Origin of the sequence: Streptomyces lusitanus (assembly GCF_042647945.1) — a bacterium.
Taxonomy (GTDB): domain Bacteria; phylum Actinomycetota; class Actinomycetes; order Streptomycetales; family Streptomycetaceae; genus Streptomyces; species Streptomyces pseudogriseolus.
Window position 1 is genome coordinate 534,995 of record NZ_JBHRWL010000004.1, and the last position, 13,725, is coordinate 548,719.

Sequence of the window (13,725 nt, forward strand, 5' to 3'; positions counted from 1 at the left end):
GCGGGTCAGCCGCCGAGGGTTCCGCCCGCCTCGGGGGAGTGGTTCTCGGTGACCATCGTGTCGGTCCTGAGGTGGATCACGCCGTAGTCGTAGGCGTGGCGCCGGTAGACGACGCTGGGCTCCTTGGTCTCGGAGTCGACGAAGAGGTAGAAGTCGTGCCCGACCAACTCCATCTCGTAGAGCGCCTGGTCGAGGGTCATGGGTGCGGCCACGTGGGTCTTCTCGCGGACCACCAGCGGCCCGTCGCCCTGGACCTCCAGGGAGCCGATCTTCTTGGTCGGGACCGCCTGCTCCTGCTCCTGGGCGGTGTTCGCGCCGGACCCGTTGAGCGTGGCCACACCGGGCACGTGGTCGGGGACCTCGGCGGCGGGGATCCTGCGCGCGCCGCGCCGTGAGAAACGCTTGTCGTGCTGCTTGCGCAGCCGGGCGTCCAGCTTCTCCGCTGCCAGGTCGAGCGCCGCGTACGGGTCGCTCGCCGACGCCTCCGCCCGGATCACCGGACCGCGGGAGCGGAGCGTGATCTCCACCCGGTCACAGCGGTCGGCCTGTCGGGGGTTGGGCTCCTTGGACACCTCGACGTCCAGGCTCATCACCTTGCCATCGAGCTTCTGGATCTTCTCCAGGTTCAGCTTCTCGGCCACGTGCTTCCGGAACCGCTCGGGCACCTCGGTCTTGCGGCCCTTGACGACGATGTCCACGCAGAACTCCGTTCCCGGATCACTCCGCTTCGCTGCGGATGTGTCTCCTTTTGCACCAGGCTCCGGTGTCGCCCGGAGCCTCGGACTCGGTGACGTCCACCTCCTCCCCCACGAGCGAGATCTCCAGTCCACCGGCACGGGTGATGTCGAAAAGCCCGCACCACCGCATTCCGATCAGAGGGGTGTGGCCTGCGGCTTTCCCTCACAACCGAACATATCTCGCACGGAGGGATGGCGTCACCCTCTACCGCGACGTACCTCCATTCAGGGGAATTAACCCTCTGATTACCTGCAACGACGTAAGTTCTCCGTCAGTTTCGGTGTATTCCGAACGCATTCGGCGACGCCGCCACGACGGCCGCGCACACCAGGTCCGGCGCCCCGCCGGCGTATTTCCCGTACGCCTCCCTCGACGGCCGGCCGCACTGCCGGTCCGCTCCGCTCCCTGCCGGCGGCGGTGTCCGCCGTTGCCCTGACCCTTCCCATGTCTCACCCAGGTACACGAACGCGGGCCGCGATTTGCTCGATGCCGTCCGGCCCCTTTCGACAGATTCCGTTTCCGGGCCGCACGGCCCTTGCGGCAGCCCTTGCGCGGCCAGAACCGCGCGCGCCGCCTCGGCGAGGGTCGCCCCGGTCGTCATGAGGTCGTCGACCAGCACGACCCGGCCCCGGCGCAGCAGCCGCACGCAGCCCGGTGCCACCCCGAGGGCGCCCGCGACATTGGCCAGCCGCTGCCTCGAGCCGAGTCCCGACTGGTCGGCCACCGGCCGCCGTTGCCGCAGCGCGGCGAGTACTGCGGCGGGTACCCCTGTCCGCCGCAGCTCACCCGCCGCCGCGTACGCGATCCGCCGCGTCGGGTCGTGCCCACGCGCCCGCACGGCCCGCCGGGCGGACGGTACGGGGACGAGCAGCACCGGGCCGCTCGACGCCGCGCCCGCGTCGGCACCGCGCCCGGGCCGCCCGCGCGCCCCCGGAGCCCGCAGTCCCGCCCGTACCGCGCCCGCCAGGGCCTCGCCCAGCGGCCGGGCGAGGGCCAGGGCGCCGCGCTCCTTGTGGGCGAGCAGCGCGGCGCGCACCTCGCCGTCGTAAGGGGCGGCCGCGTGCACGGGCGGCAGTCCGCGAGGCTCGGGCGCCGGCCTCACCCGGCACGGCGCCCCGCCGCCCAGCGCCGCGCGGCACCGGGCGCAGAGCACGGCGCCGGGCCTGCCGCACCCGCCGCACTCGGCCGGGAGCACCAGGTCGGTCAGGTCCCGCCACCAGCTCCGCATGGGCTCACTGTGCCAACGCCCCGGCCACCCGGCCACCCCTGTGGACAACCGTGTGACCAGCCCCGGAACCGCTCGAACACCGGAGCGGGAAACGGCCGTGCGAGCACGCTCGGCCGTGCGAGCACGCTCGGTGGGTCTCCCCTCACCCCGGATAGACCGGCGCCGTCCCCCCCGTCACCTTCTGCCACTGCGCCCCCGACGGCAGCCGGACGATGCCGTCCACCGAGTAGGCCACCAGCGGCGCGGTCTCGTCGCCGGCGGCGGTGAGCGCCTTCACGCCGGTCAGCGCGGCGGGCGGCGGCACGTCCGGGGTGGAGCCGTCGACCTCGACGTACTTCATCTGCTCCACGCCGCCGTGCTCCCGGCCGACGACCACGAGCCTGCTGTCCCCGGCCCACGACATGGCGGTGACCTGCTCCAGCTCGGGCGTCGCCGACCGCAGCTCCACCACGGTGACCGTGGGCCGCTCGCTCGACCCGGCCTCGTCCGGGCCGCTGCGCTCGATCCGCCCGATGAGCAGCGACCGCTGGTCGCCCTTCTCCACGACGAGGGCGATGCGCACCCCGTCGGCGGCCACCCGGACCGCCTGGATGCGGCCCTCGAGACCCGGCGTGCGCACCTGGATCGGATGGCCCGCGCCCTGCTCCAGCAGATAGAGGCCGGGGCGGGCGGGGTTACGGTCGGCGACCCACAGGCCGCCCTGGGCGTCCCAGCTCGGCGGGGTCAGCCGGTCCTGCTCGGTCGCGCCCTGGCTGCGCAGCACCGGCTCGCCGAGGGTGGCGCCCTGCGCCAGCGCGGAGACGAACAGCGACTGGCCGTTCACCCCGACGCCGGCCGCCGTGCGCTCGTCCCGCGCGACCGCCACCGAGCGCAGCCTCTGCTCGCCCTGTCCCAGCGCGCCGGGCACCGGCTCGGCGTCCCCGCCGGGGCTGCCGGCGGCGATCCGGACGAGCTTCTGCTCTCCGTCGAGGAAGTACAGGTAGTCCGGCTGGTTGAGCGCGCCCCGGGTGGCCACGGTCTCGGCGCCGTCCTGGGTGAGCGAGCACAACTGCCCGCCGTCGGCCCGCAGTTCGACCTCCTCCACCGCGGGGCTGAGGCCGCGCAGGGTGAACAGCAGCTGGGCGGCCATCTCCTCGCAGCGGCCGGTGCCGACCTCGGAGGCCCGGTCGTTGAGCGGCACGGTGAGTACGCCCCGGTCGTCCGGGGTGAGCGGGCCCGCGCCCTTGCGCAGCTGGGTGCCGGTCGGGAAGCTCGACCGGACGACGGGGTCGAGCCAGCTCGTCGGCCCGGAGACCAGCGAGCGCACCAGCCGCGTCGTGGGGTCGACGTGCCGGCGCACGTACACGGGGTCGGCGACCGCCATCGGCAGCGACGACCCGTTCACGTTCACGTTCGAGGCGAAGTAGTACTTGTTGAACGACGTGTAGTTGCGCTGGAAGTCCGACTTGCCCATGACGACGCCCTGCGGCACCGCGTCGATGCGCCACTGGCCGCTCTTGTCGTCCTTCACCAGCCGCACCAGCTCGCTGTAGTGGCCGGAGGAGGGCGCGTACGCCTGCTGCGCGTCCACGGTCGCGAACTTGGTGCCGGTCAGCGTGTACGTCAGGGCGGTGCTGTCCTCCCGGATCTCCCGGTCGGCGCGGGCGCCGGGCCCGTCGGAGAGCACGGTGGTGGACTGCTCCGGACGCCAGTACTTCGACGCCTCGGGGGTCAGGTACTGGCGGGCGGTCTTGTAGTCGGCGTCGTCGCTGGTCAGCGCCTCCAGGAAGCCCTGGACGATCTGGGTGGGGGTGGCGTCCTCGCTCGGCGGCATGGCGTACACGCGCACCTGGGTGTCCTGGCGCGGTGTGGACTCCACCCCGCGCAGGTCGCCGCTGTCCGGCATCGAGGCGCACCCGGCCAGCAGGACCGCCGCGCAGGCGGCGTACGCCATCGTCCTGGCCGGTGTCCCCCGCCCGCGCCTCACACGCTCACCGCCCACGCGTGGCCTCCCCGTCCTTCTCCGCACCGCGCGGTGCGCCGTCCTCGTCCCCGTCCCTGCCGGCCGCCGGCCGGTCCGCGTCCGCGGAGGCGCCCTCGTCCGTCCCGCCGTTCCCGCCGGGCGCCGCACCCGACGCCATCCGTGTGCTGCCCGAGCGGGCCACCACGCGCGCGCCGTTGCCGGGCAGGGCGGTGGGGTCGGCCGTGGGCGCCGGGGCGGCGGGCCCGCGGCCCAGCGGGTCGCGGGCGGACCGCGCCGGTTCGTCGGCGCCCGGCTGCCGTACCGGCACCGTGGCGCGCTTCTCGCCGTCGCCGCCGCGGGGCAGCCCCGCGTCGTCGAGGCCGCGGTTGCGCCGCGAGTCCCTGGGCTCCAGGGGTATCGGCGACCCGCGCAGCGGCTCGTCCGCCGTCCTGGGCAGCGTCAGCCGGAACTGTGAGCCGCCGCCGGGCTCGCCCCACGCCTGGAGCCAGCCGCCGTGCAGCCGCGCGTCCTCCAGGGCGATGGACAGCCCCAGGCCCGTACCGCCGGTGGTGCGGGCGCGGGCCGGGTCGGCCCGCCAGAAGCGGCTGAACACGCGCGTGGCCTCGCCGGGCTTGAGCCCGACGCCGTAGTCGCGCACCGCGACCGCCACGGCTCCCCCGGCCGCGGCCAGCTTGACGACGACGTCCCTGCCCTCGCCGTGCTCGACGGCGTTGACGACCAGGTTGCGCAGCACCCGCTCCACGCGCCGCGCGTCGGCCTCGGCGACCACGGGCTGCTGGTCGCCGACGATCTTGATCGTGGTGCCCTTGCGCTCGGCGAGCGGCTCCGCGCCGCTGACCACGCGCCGCACCACCTCGCGCAGGTCGATCGGCTCCGCCTCCAGGGCGGCCGCGCCCGCGTCGAAGCGGCTGATCTCCAGCAGGTCCGCGAGCAGCGACTCGAACCGGTCGAGCTGGTCGGCGAGCAGTTCGGCGGAACGCGCGGTCACCGGGTCGAAGTCCTCGCGCGCCTCGTGGATGACGTCCGCGGCCATCCGCACGGTGGTCAGCGGGGTACGCAGCTCGTGCGACACGTCCGACACGAACCGGCGCTGCATCCGGGACAGGTCCTCGAGCTGGCTGATCTTGAGCTGGAGGTTCTGCGCCATCTTGTTGAAGGCCTCGCCGAGCCGGGCGATGTCGTCTTCGCCGGTGACCTTCATGCGTTCCTGGAGCCGCCCCGCGGACAGCCGTTCGGCGATCCCGGCGGCCATCCGCACCGGCGTGACCACCTGCCGCACCACGAGCCAGGCGATCGCCCCGAGCAGCACGACCACGAACAGCCCGGCGGTCGCCAGGGTGCCCTTGACCAGGCTCAGCGACTTCTCCTCCTGAGTGAGCGGGAAGAGGTAGTACAGCTGGTACGGGTCGCCGTTGGGGTCGTTGACCTGCTTGCCGATGACGAGGGCCGGCTGGGACTCCTTGTCGGTGGCGTAGACGATGCGCGTGTAGCTCTGCGCGGCCGACGTGCTGGTGTCGATCCGCTCGCGCAGCGCCGCGGGGACGCTGGCGGTCGGGTTGACCTCGCCGGAGGCGCGCGGTCCGCGCCCGCTGCCGCTGTCGCCGCCGGAGGGCAGGGTCACCACGTCGAAGGCGCCCTGGCCGCCGCTGGACAGCGAGGCGACGAGGTCGCTCATCCACTGGATGACGCTCTGCGAGGGGCGGCCGTCCGGTGCGGTGCCCTCCTCGCCGGTGACGCTCACGGCCTGCTCGGCCTGCTGCTTGGCCACGGCGAAACCGCCCGTGGCCTGGCTCTGCGACGCGTTCACCTTGGCGTCCAGCAGGCCGTTGCGCACCTGCCCGATGACGACGAAGCCGAGCAGCAGGACGACGCCCAGCGACATCAGCAGCGTCGTGACGACGACCTTGAGCTGGATGTTGCGCCGCCACAGCCGCATGACGGGCAGCAGCGGACGCCGCACCCAGCGCATGACGAGCCGGACGACCGGGCTGCCCTGGACGCCGCCCTGGAGCAGATCGCCGTCGAAGAGGTGGCGCCAGCGGGTGGCGGCCGTCCCCCGGCCGACAGGCCGCCCCGGACGGCCCCCGGACCGGCCGGGCGCCGAAGCGGCACTGTCACCGGACATGTCAGCTGGGTCCTGCCTTGTATCCGACACCACGGACGGTCACCACGATCTCGGGCTTCTCCGGGTCCTTCTCGACCTTGGAGCGCAGCCGCTGCACATGGACGTTGACCAGGCGGGTGTCCGCCGCGTGGCGGTAGCCCCAGACCTGCTCGAGCAGCACCTCACGCGTGAACACCTGCCACGGCTTGCGGGCGAGGGCGACCAGCAGGTCGAACTCCAGCGGGGTGAGGGCGATGGACTGCCCGTCCCGCTTCACGGAGTGACCGGCCACGTCGATCACCAGGTCGCCGATGGCGAGCTGCTCCGGAGCCGGCTCCTCGGACCTGCGCAGCCGCGCCCGGATCCGGGCGACCAGCTCCTTCGGCTTGAACGGCTTGACGATGTAGTCGTCGGCCCCGGACTCCAGGCCCACCACCACGTCGACGGTGTCGCTCTTCGCCGTGAGCATCACGATCGGCACCCCGGACTCCGCCCTGATCAGGCGGCACACCTCGATGCCGTCGCGGCCGGGGAGCATCAGGTCCAGCAGGACCAGATCCGGCTTGGTCTCACGGAAGGCGGCCAGCGCCTTGTCGCCGTCGGCTACGAAAGACGGCTCAAAACCTTCACCGCGCAGCACGATGCCGAGCATCTCGGCCAGTGCGCTGTCGTCGTCGACGACAAGGACTCGTCCCTTCATAAACGACATCATCCCATTAGCTAATCGTTACCTGGCGTGACCTGGCACACAGGGCGGCCAGAGCCTCGGTGGTCACGGGCGATACGACGCCCTCTTCGGTGACGACGGCCGTCACCAGCTCCGGCGGTGTCACGTCGAACGCCGGGTTGTACGCGGTCGTCCCCAACGGGGCCACCGGAATGCCGCCTCCCGCCTCCGCTCCGGCCACCGGCACCTGCGGCGCCGTGATCTCCGTCACCTCATGGCCGGGGCGCTGCTCCACCTCGATGGACGCCCCGTCCGGCGTCCGGGGGTCCACCGTCGTCACCGGGGCGACCACGATGAACGGCACATGGTGGTACCGCGCGAGCACCGCGAGCGGATAGCTCCCCACCTTGTTCGCCACCGAACCGTCGGCCGCGATGCGGTCCGCGCCGATCAGCACCGCGTCCACCTCGCCCGCCGCGAACAGCGATCCCGCCGCGTTGTCGGTGAGCAGGGTGTACGCCATGCCGCTGCGGGCCGCCTCGTACGCCGTCAGGCGAGCACCTTGCAGCAACGGACGCGTTTCGTCCACCCACAGGCGCCGCAGCCGTCCCGCCCGGTGCGCCGCCAGCGCCACCGCGAACGCCGTCCCCTCGCCGCCCGACACCAGCGAACCGGTGTTGCAGTGCGTGAGGATCCGGTGCCCGCCGCCGGGCAGCAGCTCGTCCAGGAGCGCCAGCCCGTGCCGCGCCATCGTGGCGCTGGCCTCGGCGTCCTCCCGGTGCAGCGTGCGCGCGGCGGCCAGCGCCGCCCCGGCCGCCTGCCGGGGGTCTCCGCCCCCGTCCAGCACCGCCCGGTACGCCGAGTGCGCCCGCCGCACCCCGACCGCCAGGTTCACCGCCGTGGGCCGGGCGCCCTCCAGGGCCGCCGCCGCGTCGTCCACGTCGTAGCCCCGCACGGCCGCGAGCGCGACGCCGTACGCGCCCGCGATGCCCAGCAGGGGGGCGCCGCGCACGGCGAGCGACCGGATCGCCTCCACCAGCGCGGGCGCGTCCGTGCAGACCAGCTCGACCTCCTCGGCCGGGAGCCGCGTCTGGTCGAGCAGGACCAGCACCGGGCCTTCGGGAGGTTCCTCCCAGCGCAGTGCCGGCATCCCGGTCGGCCGCTTGTCGTCACCGCTGTGCGCGTACTGATCAGCCATGCCGCCAGTCTGCCCCCTGTCACGCCGACAACAGAAGGCGAGCTGCCCCGACCTCGGCCGGTCCGCGGGCGAGCACCGCATGGCACGATGGCGTCCAAGCTGCCACCGCGACCGCGGCCGGGCACCGTGAAGGAGCGACGATGAACGACACTCCGGGCTGGGCCTCGCCCGGATCCGCCCCGTCCGACGGGCGGGAACCGGGCGCGTCCGGGCCCGCCGGGTCCGACGGCCGCCCCGGGCCCGACGAGTCCGCCGACCGGCCGCGGCAGTCGGGTGACGCCCCGCGGGAGCCGGGCGTGAAGTGGTCCAAGGACCAGCCCCCGGCCGGCCAGTGGTCCGCGCCCACCGGCACACCCGGCGCGGGCGGCCCCGGCGCGGGCGGCCCCGGTCAGGCCCCTCCGCCGCCCCCCGGCCCCGGCTGGGGCGCCCCGCCCCCCGGCGGACCCGGCGGCCAGGGCGCCTGGGGAGGCTGGGGCAGCGGCTGGGGAGGCCCCCCGCCCGCCGCGAAGCCCGGCGTCATCCCGCTGCGCCCGCTCGGCGTCGGCGAGCTCCTCGACGGCGCCGTGTCGACCATGCGCACCCACTGGCGCACCGTCCTCGGCATCTCGCTGGCCCTCGCCGTCCTCACCGAGATCGTCGCCGTGCTGATCCAGGGCTTCGTCCTGGACGACGCCAACACCGAGGTGCTCGACGACCCGAGCGCCACGCTCGGCGAACTCACCGACGTCATGGGCGACCTGCTGCTCAGCTCCGCCGTCCTCTACGGCATCACCCTGATCGGCACGGTCGCGGCGACCGCCCTGCTCACCACCGTCACCAGCCGTGCCGTGCTCGGCCGGCCGGTGACCACCGGCGAGGCCTGGCGCGACGCCCGCCCCCGGATCCTCAAGCTGTTCGGCCTGATCCTCCTGCTGGGACTCATCGCGGTGGGCATCGCCGCCGTCGGCGCGCTGCCCGGCATCCTCGTCAGCGTCTCGGCCGGCGCCGAGGTGGGCTTCGGGCTGACCCTGCTCGGCCTCCTCGCCGCCGCCGTGTTCGCCGCCTGGCTCCTGGTCCGCTTCTCGCTGGCCTCCCCCGCGCTGATGCTGGAGAAGCAGGGCATCGTCACGGCGATGCGCCGCTCCGCCCGGCTGGTGCGCGGCTCCTGGTGGCGGGTCTTCGGCATCCAGCTGCTGGCCGCGATCATCGCCTACGTCGTCGCGGCGATCATCGTCATCCCCTTCACGTTCCTCGCCGCCGCGTTCAGCGGCGACGGCGTCACCGGCTTCGTGAGCACCACCGGCGGGGACATCGGCTGGACGTTCCTGATCATCAGCGGCATCGGCTCGGTGCTCGGCTCCATGATCACGTTCCCGATCACCGCCGGCGTCACCGTGCTCCTCTACATCGACCAGCGCATCCGCCGCGAGGCCCTCGACCTCGAACTGGCGCGCGCCGCGGGCGTCCAGGGCGCCGACGGCACCGGCCGGAGCTGATGCGGTGACCGTCACGGGGGGAGTTCTCCAGGCCGTACGGGCCCTGCCCACGGCCGCCGACACCGCCGTACGCCTGCTGGCGCGCGGCGACGACGAACCGCCCGTCACCCTCCCGCGCGACCCCGCGCGGGAGGCGGCCCGGCGGGAACTGTCGAAGCGGATGTACCACGAGAACGACCCCAGCCGGCTTCAGCGGGCGCTGGACGCCTTCTGGGACTGGGTCGGCGAACTGTTCAGCGCCGCGTCCACGGCGACACCCGGCGGCGCGCTCGGCCTGGTCGTCGTCATCGTCGCAGCGCTCGCCGTCGTCGCCGCCCTGTGGTGGCGCCTCGGCACCCCGCGCCGCCGCCCGGCCTCCGCACCCGCCCTGTTCGACGACCGCCCCCGCAGCGCCGCCGAGCACCGCGCAGCCGCCGAGGCGCACGCCGCCCAGGGCCACTGGAACCAGGCCGTCCAGGAACGCATGCGGGCCGTCGTCCGCGCCCTGGAGGAACGCGCCCTCCTTGACCCCCGCCCCGGCCGCACCGCCGACGAGGCCGCCGCCGAGGCCGGCCGCCCCCTGCCCGCCCACACCGACCGGCTGCGCACCGCCGCCCGCGACTTCGACGACGTCACGTACGGCGGCCGCAGCGCCACCGAGGACACCTACCGGCGGCTCGCCGCCCTCGACGGCGACCTGGAGCGCACCAGGCCGGCCCTCGCCGGCAGCGGCGCCCGCGGCACGGATCCCGACGCCCGACGGGGAGCCGCCGGATGACGACCGAGGTCACCTCCCCGGCCACCTCGGCCTCCCCGACCGCCCGTCAGGTGTGGACCCGCTCCCGGGGCGTCGCCCTCGCGCTGGTACTGCTCGTCGTCGCGGCCGTCGCCATCGCCGTGGTCCGCTCCGACGCCCGGCACGGCCACCTCGACCCGCGCTCCGCCGACCCCTCCGGCAGCCGCGCCGTCGTCGAACTGCTCGCCGACCGCGGCGTCGACACCCGCGTGGTCACCACCCTCGACGAGGCCGCCGAAGCGGCCGGCCCCGACACCACCCTCCTGGTCGCCGTGCCCGACCTGCTGACACCCCGCCAGCAGACGCGGCTGCGCGCGGCCACCGAGGACTCCGGCGGCCGCACCGTCCTGGTCGCCTCCGGCATCGCCTCCGTGGAACGCCTCGCCCCCGGCGTCACGGCCGACCCGGCCAACAGCCTCGACTCCACCCTCGAACCGGGCTGCGACCTCCCCGCCGCCCGGCGCGCGGGCGACGCCGACACCGGCGGCATCCGCTACTCCTCCGCGCACCCCGACGCCGACGAGTGCTACCACAGCCACCGCCTGGCCACCCTGCTGCGCGTCCCCGCCCCCTCCGGCACCGGCGACACCGTCCTCATCGGCGCCCCCGACATCCTCCTCAACGACCGCCTGGACGAGCACGGCAACGCCTCCCTGGCGCTCCAGCTCCTCGGCTCCCGCCCTCACCTCGTCTGGTACCTCCCCACGCCCGCCGACGCCGCGGGCACCGAGGACGAGAGGAGCTTCTTCGACCTGCTGCCCTCCGGCTGGCTCTGGGGCGCCCTCCAGCTGTTCGTCGCCGCCGCCCTGGCCGCCGCGTGGCGTGCACGCCGGCTCGGCCCCCTCGTCCCGGAGAAGCTCCCCGTGGCGATCCGCGCCTCCGAGACCGCCGAAGGGCGCGCCCGCCTCTACCGCAAGGCCGACGCCCGCGACCGCGCCGCCCTCGCCCTGCGCTCCGCCACCCGCACCCGCCTCGCCCCCCTCGTCGGCGTCCCCGGCACCCAGGCACACACACCCGAGGCCCTGCTCCCCGCGCTGTCCGCCCGCCTCGACGGCGACGGACCGCCCCCGCACACGCTCCTCTTCGGCCCGCCCCCCGGCGACGACGCGGCTCTGATCCGGCTCGCCGACCAACTCGACGCCCTCGAAAGGCAGGTACGCCGTCCATGATGGACCCGACCACCGACAACGCCGCGCCCACCGGCGACCCGGCCGCCGCCCGGGCCGCCCTGGAGGCCCTGCGCGCGGAGATCGCCAAGGCCGTGGTCGGCCAGGACCCCGCCGTCACCGGCCTCGTCGTCGCCCTGCTCTGCCGCGGCCACGTCCTCCTCGAAGGGGTCCCCGGCGTCGCCAAGACCCTCCTGATCCGCTCCCTCGCCGCCGCGCTCGAACTCGACACCAAGCGCGTCCAGTTCACCCCCGACCTGATGCCGAGCGACGTCACCGGCTCCCTGGTCTACGACGCCCGCACCGCCGAGTTCTCCTTCCAGCCCGGCCCGGTCTTCACGAACCTCCTCCTCGCGGACGAGATCAACCGCACGCCCCCGAAGACCCAGTCGTCCCTGCTGGAGGCCATGGAGGAACGCCAAGTCACCGTCGACGGCACCCCGCGCGCCCTCCCCGACCCGTTCCTGGTCGCCGCGACCCAGAACCCCGTCGAGTACGAGGGCACCTACCCCCTGCCCGAGGCGCAACTCGACCGCTTCCTGCTCAAGCTGACGATCCCTCTGCCGTCCCGCCAGGACGAGATCGACGTCCTCACCCGGCACGCCCAGGGCTTCGACCCGCGCGACCTGCGGGCCGCCGGCGTACGCCCCGTCGCGACCGCCGCCGACCTGGAGGCCGCCCGCACCGCCGTCGCCGCCACCACGGTCTCCCCCGAGATCACCGCCTACGTCGTCGACATCTGCCGCGCCACCCGCGAGTCGCCCTCCCTCACCCTCGGCGTCTCCCCCCGAGGCGCCACCGCGCTGCTCGCGACCGCCCGCGCCTGGGCCTGGCTGACCGGCCGCGACTACGTCATCCCCGACGACGTGAAGGCCCTCGCCCTGCCCACGCTCCGCCATCGCATACAGCTGCGCCCGGAGGCCGAGATGGAGGGCGTGACGGCCGACTCGGTCATCACCGCGGTCCTCTCCCACGTCCCCGTCCCCCGCTGATGGCGCCCACCGGACGCGCCGCCCTCCTCGCGGCCCTCGGCTCCCTCCCCGTCGGCATCTGGGACCCCGGCTGGACGAGCCTCCTCGCCGTCAACGCCCCGCTGGCCGTGGCCTGCGCCTGCGACTACGCCCTCGCCGCCCCCGTCCGCACCCTGGGCCTGACCCGCTCCGGCGACACCTCCGTACGCCTCGGCGACACCGCCGACGTCACCCTGACGGTCACCAACCCCTCCCGCCGCCCGCTGCGCGCCCGCGTCCGCGACGCCTGGCCGCCGAGCAGCTGGACGCCCGGCACGGAGACGGAGGCGTCCCGGCACCGGCTGACCATCCCCCCGGGCGAACGCCGCCGCGTCACGACACGCCTGCGCCCCACCCGCCGCGGCGACCGCCAGGCGGACCGCGTCACCGTCCGCTCCTACGGCCCCCTGGGGCTGTTCACCCGCCAGGGCGCCCACAAGGTCCTGTGGACGGTCCGCGTCCTGCCGCCCTTCACCAGCCGCAAGCACCTGCCCTCCAAGCTGGCCCGCCTGCGCGAGATGGACGGCCGCACCAGCGTCCTCACCCGCGGCGAGGGCACCGAGTTCGACAGCCTCCGCGCCTACGTCCCCGGCGACGACACCCGCTCCATCGACTGGCGCGCCACCGCCCGCCAGTCGGAGGTCGCGGTACGCACCTGGCGCCCGGAGCGCGACCGCCACATCCTGCTCGTCCTGGACACCGGCCGCACCTCCGCCGGCCGGGTCGGCGACGCACCGCGCCTGGACGCCTCCATGGACGCGGCCCTGCTCCTCGCCGCCCTGGCCTCCCGCGCCGGCGACCGCGTCGACCTGCTGGCCTACGACCGCCGGGTACGCGCCCTGGTCAAGGGCCGCGCGGCCAGCGACGTCCTGCCGTCGCTGGTGAACGCCCTGGCCACGCTGGAACCCGAGCTGGTGGAGACGGACGCGCGCGGCCTGTCGGCGGCAGCGCTCCGCACGGCCACGCGCCGCTCCCTGATCGTGCTTCTGACGACGCTGGACGCGACGCCGGTGGAGGAGGGCCTGCTGCCCGTCCTGAGCCGGCTGACGCAGCGCCACACAGTCCTGCTCGCCTCGGTGGCCGACCCGCACATCGCGTCCATGGCGCGGGGCCGTGGGGACGTCGACGCGGTGTACGAGGCCGCGGCGGCCGCACAGGCCCAGACGGAGCGCGACCGTACGGCCGAACAGCTCCGCCGCCACGGGGTGACGGTCGTGGACGCGACACCGGACGAACTGGCGCCGGCGCTGGCGGACGCATATCTGGCGCTGAAGTCGGCGGGGCGGTTGTGAGGGCGGGGTGTCGGGGCGCCCGTAAACGCAGAAAGCCCCCGTGCCGAATGGCACGGGGGCTTTCTCTTCAAGAATTGTTCGGCGGCGTCCTACTCTCCCACAGGGTCCC

At 74.6% G+C, this 13,725-nt stretch carries 11 protein-coding genes; 5 read left to right on the forward strand and 6 right to left on the reverse strand.

Annotation, left to right across the window (positions count from 1 at the left end; all coding sequences use genetic code 11):
* Positions 1 to 5 precede the first annotated feature (5 nt).
* The 6 genes from hpf to mtnA all read right to left on the reverse strand — a co-directional run bounded on the left by hpf (position 6) and on the right by mtnA (position 7,898).
* On the reverse strand, positions 6 to 698 hold the full coding sequence (gene hpf, locus ACFOSY_RS09135) for a ribosome hibernation-promoting factor, HPF/YfiA family (protein ID WP_394306221.1): 693 nt from the start codon (positions 696 to 698) through the stop codon (positions 6 to 8).
* Positions 699 to 1,009: 311 nt separating this feature from the next.
* On the reverse strand, positions 1,010 to 1,966 hold the full coding sequence (locus ACFOSY_RS09140) for a ComF family protein (protein WP_394306222.1): 957 nt from the start codon (positions 1,964 to 1,966) through the stop codon (positions 1,010 to 1,012).
* A gap of 142 nt (positions 1,967 to 2,108) precedes the next feature.
* A complete protein-coding gene (locus ACFOSY_RS09145) occupies positions 2,109 to 3,947 on the reverse strand; it encodes an LpqB family beta-propeller domain-containing protein (protein WP_394306223.1) in 1,839 nt (612 codons plus the stop codon).
* Entirely contained in the window at positions 3,937 to 6,054 is a 2,118-nt protein-coding gene (gene mtrB / locus ACFOSY_RS09150) for an MtrAB system histidine kinase MtrB (RefSeq protein ID WP_394306224.1), read from the reverse strand. Before mtrB ends, ACFOSY_RS09145 begins: the two co-directional genes overlap by 11 nt.
* 1 nt (position 6,055) lies before the next feature.
* Positions 6,056 to 6,745, reverse strand: coding sequence for a two-component system response regulator MtrA (mtrA, locus tag ACFOSY_RS09155; protein ID WP_004987303.1), 690 nt, complete (start codon positions 6,743 to 6,745; stop codon positions 6,056 to 6,058).
* A 4-nt stretch (positions 6,746 to 6,749) separates the two neighbouring features.
* The gene (gene mtnA, locus ACFOSY_RS09160) at positions 6,750 to 7,898 is read right to left on the reverse strand and encodes an S-methyl-5-thioribose-1-phosphate isomerase (RefSeq protein ID WP_394306225.1); all 1,149 of its coding nucleotides are present in this window, start codon (positions 7,896 to 7,898) and stop codon (positions 6,750 to 6,752) included.
* A gap of 140 nt (positions 7,899 to 8,038) precedes the next feature.
* On the opposite strand from mtnA, the gene ACFOSY_RS09165 reads away from it, so the two are divergent.
* From ACFOSY_RS09165 to ACFOSY_RS09185, 5 genes are read left to right on the forward strand one after another with little or no spacing between them, the layout of a single operon-like run.
* Positions 8,039 to 9,373, forward strand: a complete 1,335-nt coding sequence (locus ACFOSY_RS09165) for a hypothetical protein (RefSeq protein WP_394306226.1) — start codon at positions 8,039 to 8,041, stop codon at positions 9,371 to 9,373.
* Positions 9,374 to 9,377: 4 nt separating this feature from the next.
* Positions 9,378 to 10,130, forward strand: coding sequence for a DUF4129 domain-containing protein (locus ACFOSY_RS09170; protein WP_394306227.1), 753 nt, complete (start codon positions 9,378 to 9,380; stop codon positions 10,128 to 10,130).
* On the forward strand, positions 10,127 to 11,317 hold the full coding sequence (locus ACFOSY_RS09175) for a DUF4350 domain-containing protein (RefSeq protein WP_394306228.1): 1,191 nt from the start codon (positions 10,127 to 10,129) through the stop codon (positions 11,315 to 11,317). Before ACFOSY_RS09170 ends, ACFOSY_RS09175 begins: the two co-directional genes overlap by 4 nt.
* On the forward strand, positions 11,317 to 12,306 hold the full coding sequence (locus ACFOSY_RS09180; RefSeq protein ID WP_394306247.1) for an AAA family ATPase: 990 nt from the start codon (positions 11,317 to 11,319) through the stop codon (positions 12,304 to 12,306). Before ACFOSY_RS09175 ends, ACFOSY_RS09180 begins: the two co-directional genes overlap by 1 nt.
* The gene (locus ACFOSY_RS09185) at positions 12,306 to 13,616 is read left to right on the forward strand and encodes a DUF58 domain-containing protein (RefSeq protein WP_394306229.1); all 1,311 of its coding nucleotides are present in this window, start codon (positions 12,306 to 12,308) and stop codon (positions 13,614 to 13,616) included. The genes ACFOSY_RS09180 and ACFOSY_RS09185 overlap by 1 nt, the downstream gene beginning before the upstream one ends.
* The last annotated feature ends 109 nt before the right edge of the window (positions 13,617 to 13,725 follow it).

What these genes read in the sequence shown, in the direction of transcription:
- ACFOSY_RS09140 (WP_394306222.1), bottom strand. Translation starts at nt 1,966, where the DNA reads ATGCGGAGCTGGTGGCGGGACCTGACCGACCTGGTGCTCCCGGCCGAG.
- mtrB (WP_394306224.1), bottom strand. Translation starts at nt 6,054, where the DNA reads ATGTCCGGTGACAGTGCCGCTTCGGCGCCCGGCCGGTCCGGGGGCCGT.
- mtrA (WP_004987303.1), bottom strand. Translation starts at nt 6,745, where the DNA reads ATGATGTCGTTTATGAAGGGACGAGTCCTTGTCGTCGACGACGACAGC.
- mtnA (WP_394306225.1), bottom strand. Translation starts at nt 7,898, where the DNA reads ATGGCTGATCAGTACGCGCACAGCGGTGACGACAAGCGGCCGACCGGG.
- ACFOSY_RS09165 (WP_394306226.1), top strand. Translation starts at nt 8,039, where the DNA reads ATGAACGACACTCCGGGCTGGGCCTCGCCCGGATCCGCCCCGTCCGAC.
- ACFOSY_RS09175 (WP_394306228.1), top strand. Translation starts at nt 10,127, where the DNA reads ATGACGACCGAGGTCACCTCCCCGGCCACCTCGGCCTCCCCGACCGCC.
- ACFOSY_RS09180 (WP_394306247.1), top strand. Translation starts at nt 11,317, where the DNA reads ATGGACCCGACCACCGACAACGCCGCGCCCACCGGCGACCCGGCCGCC.
- ACFOSY_RS09185 (WP_394306229.1), top strand. Translation starts at nt 12,306, where the DNA reads ATGGCGCCCACCGGACGCGCCGCCCTCCTCGCGGCCCTCGGCTCCCTC.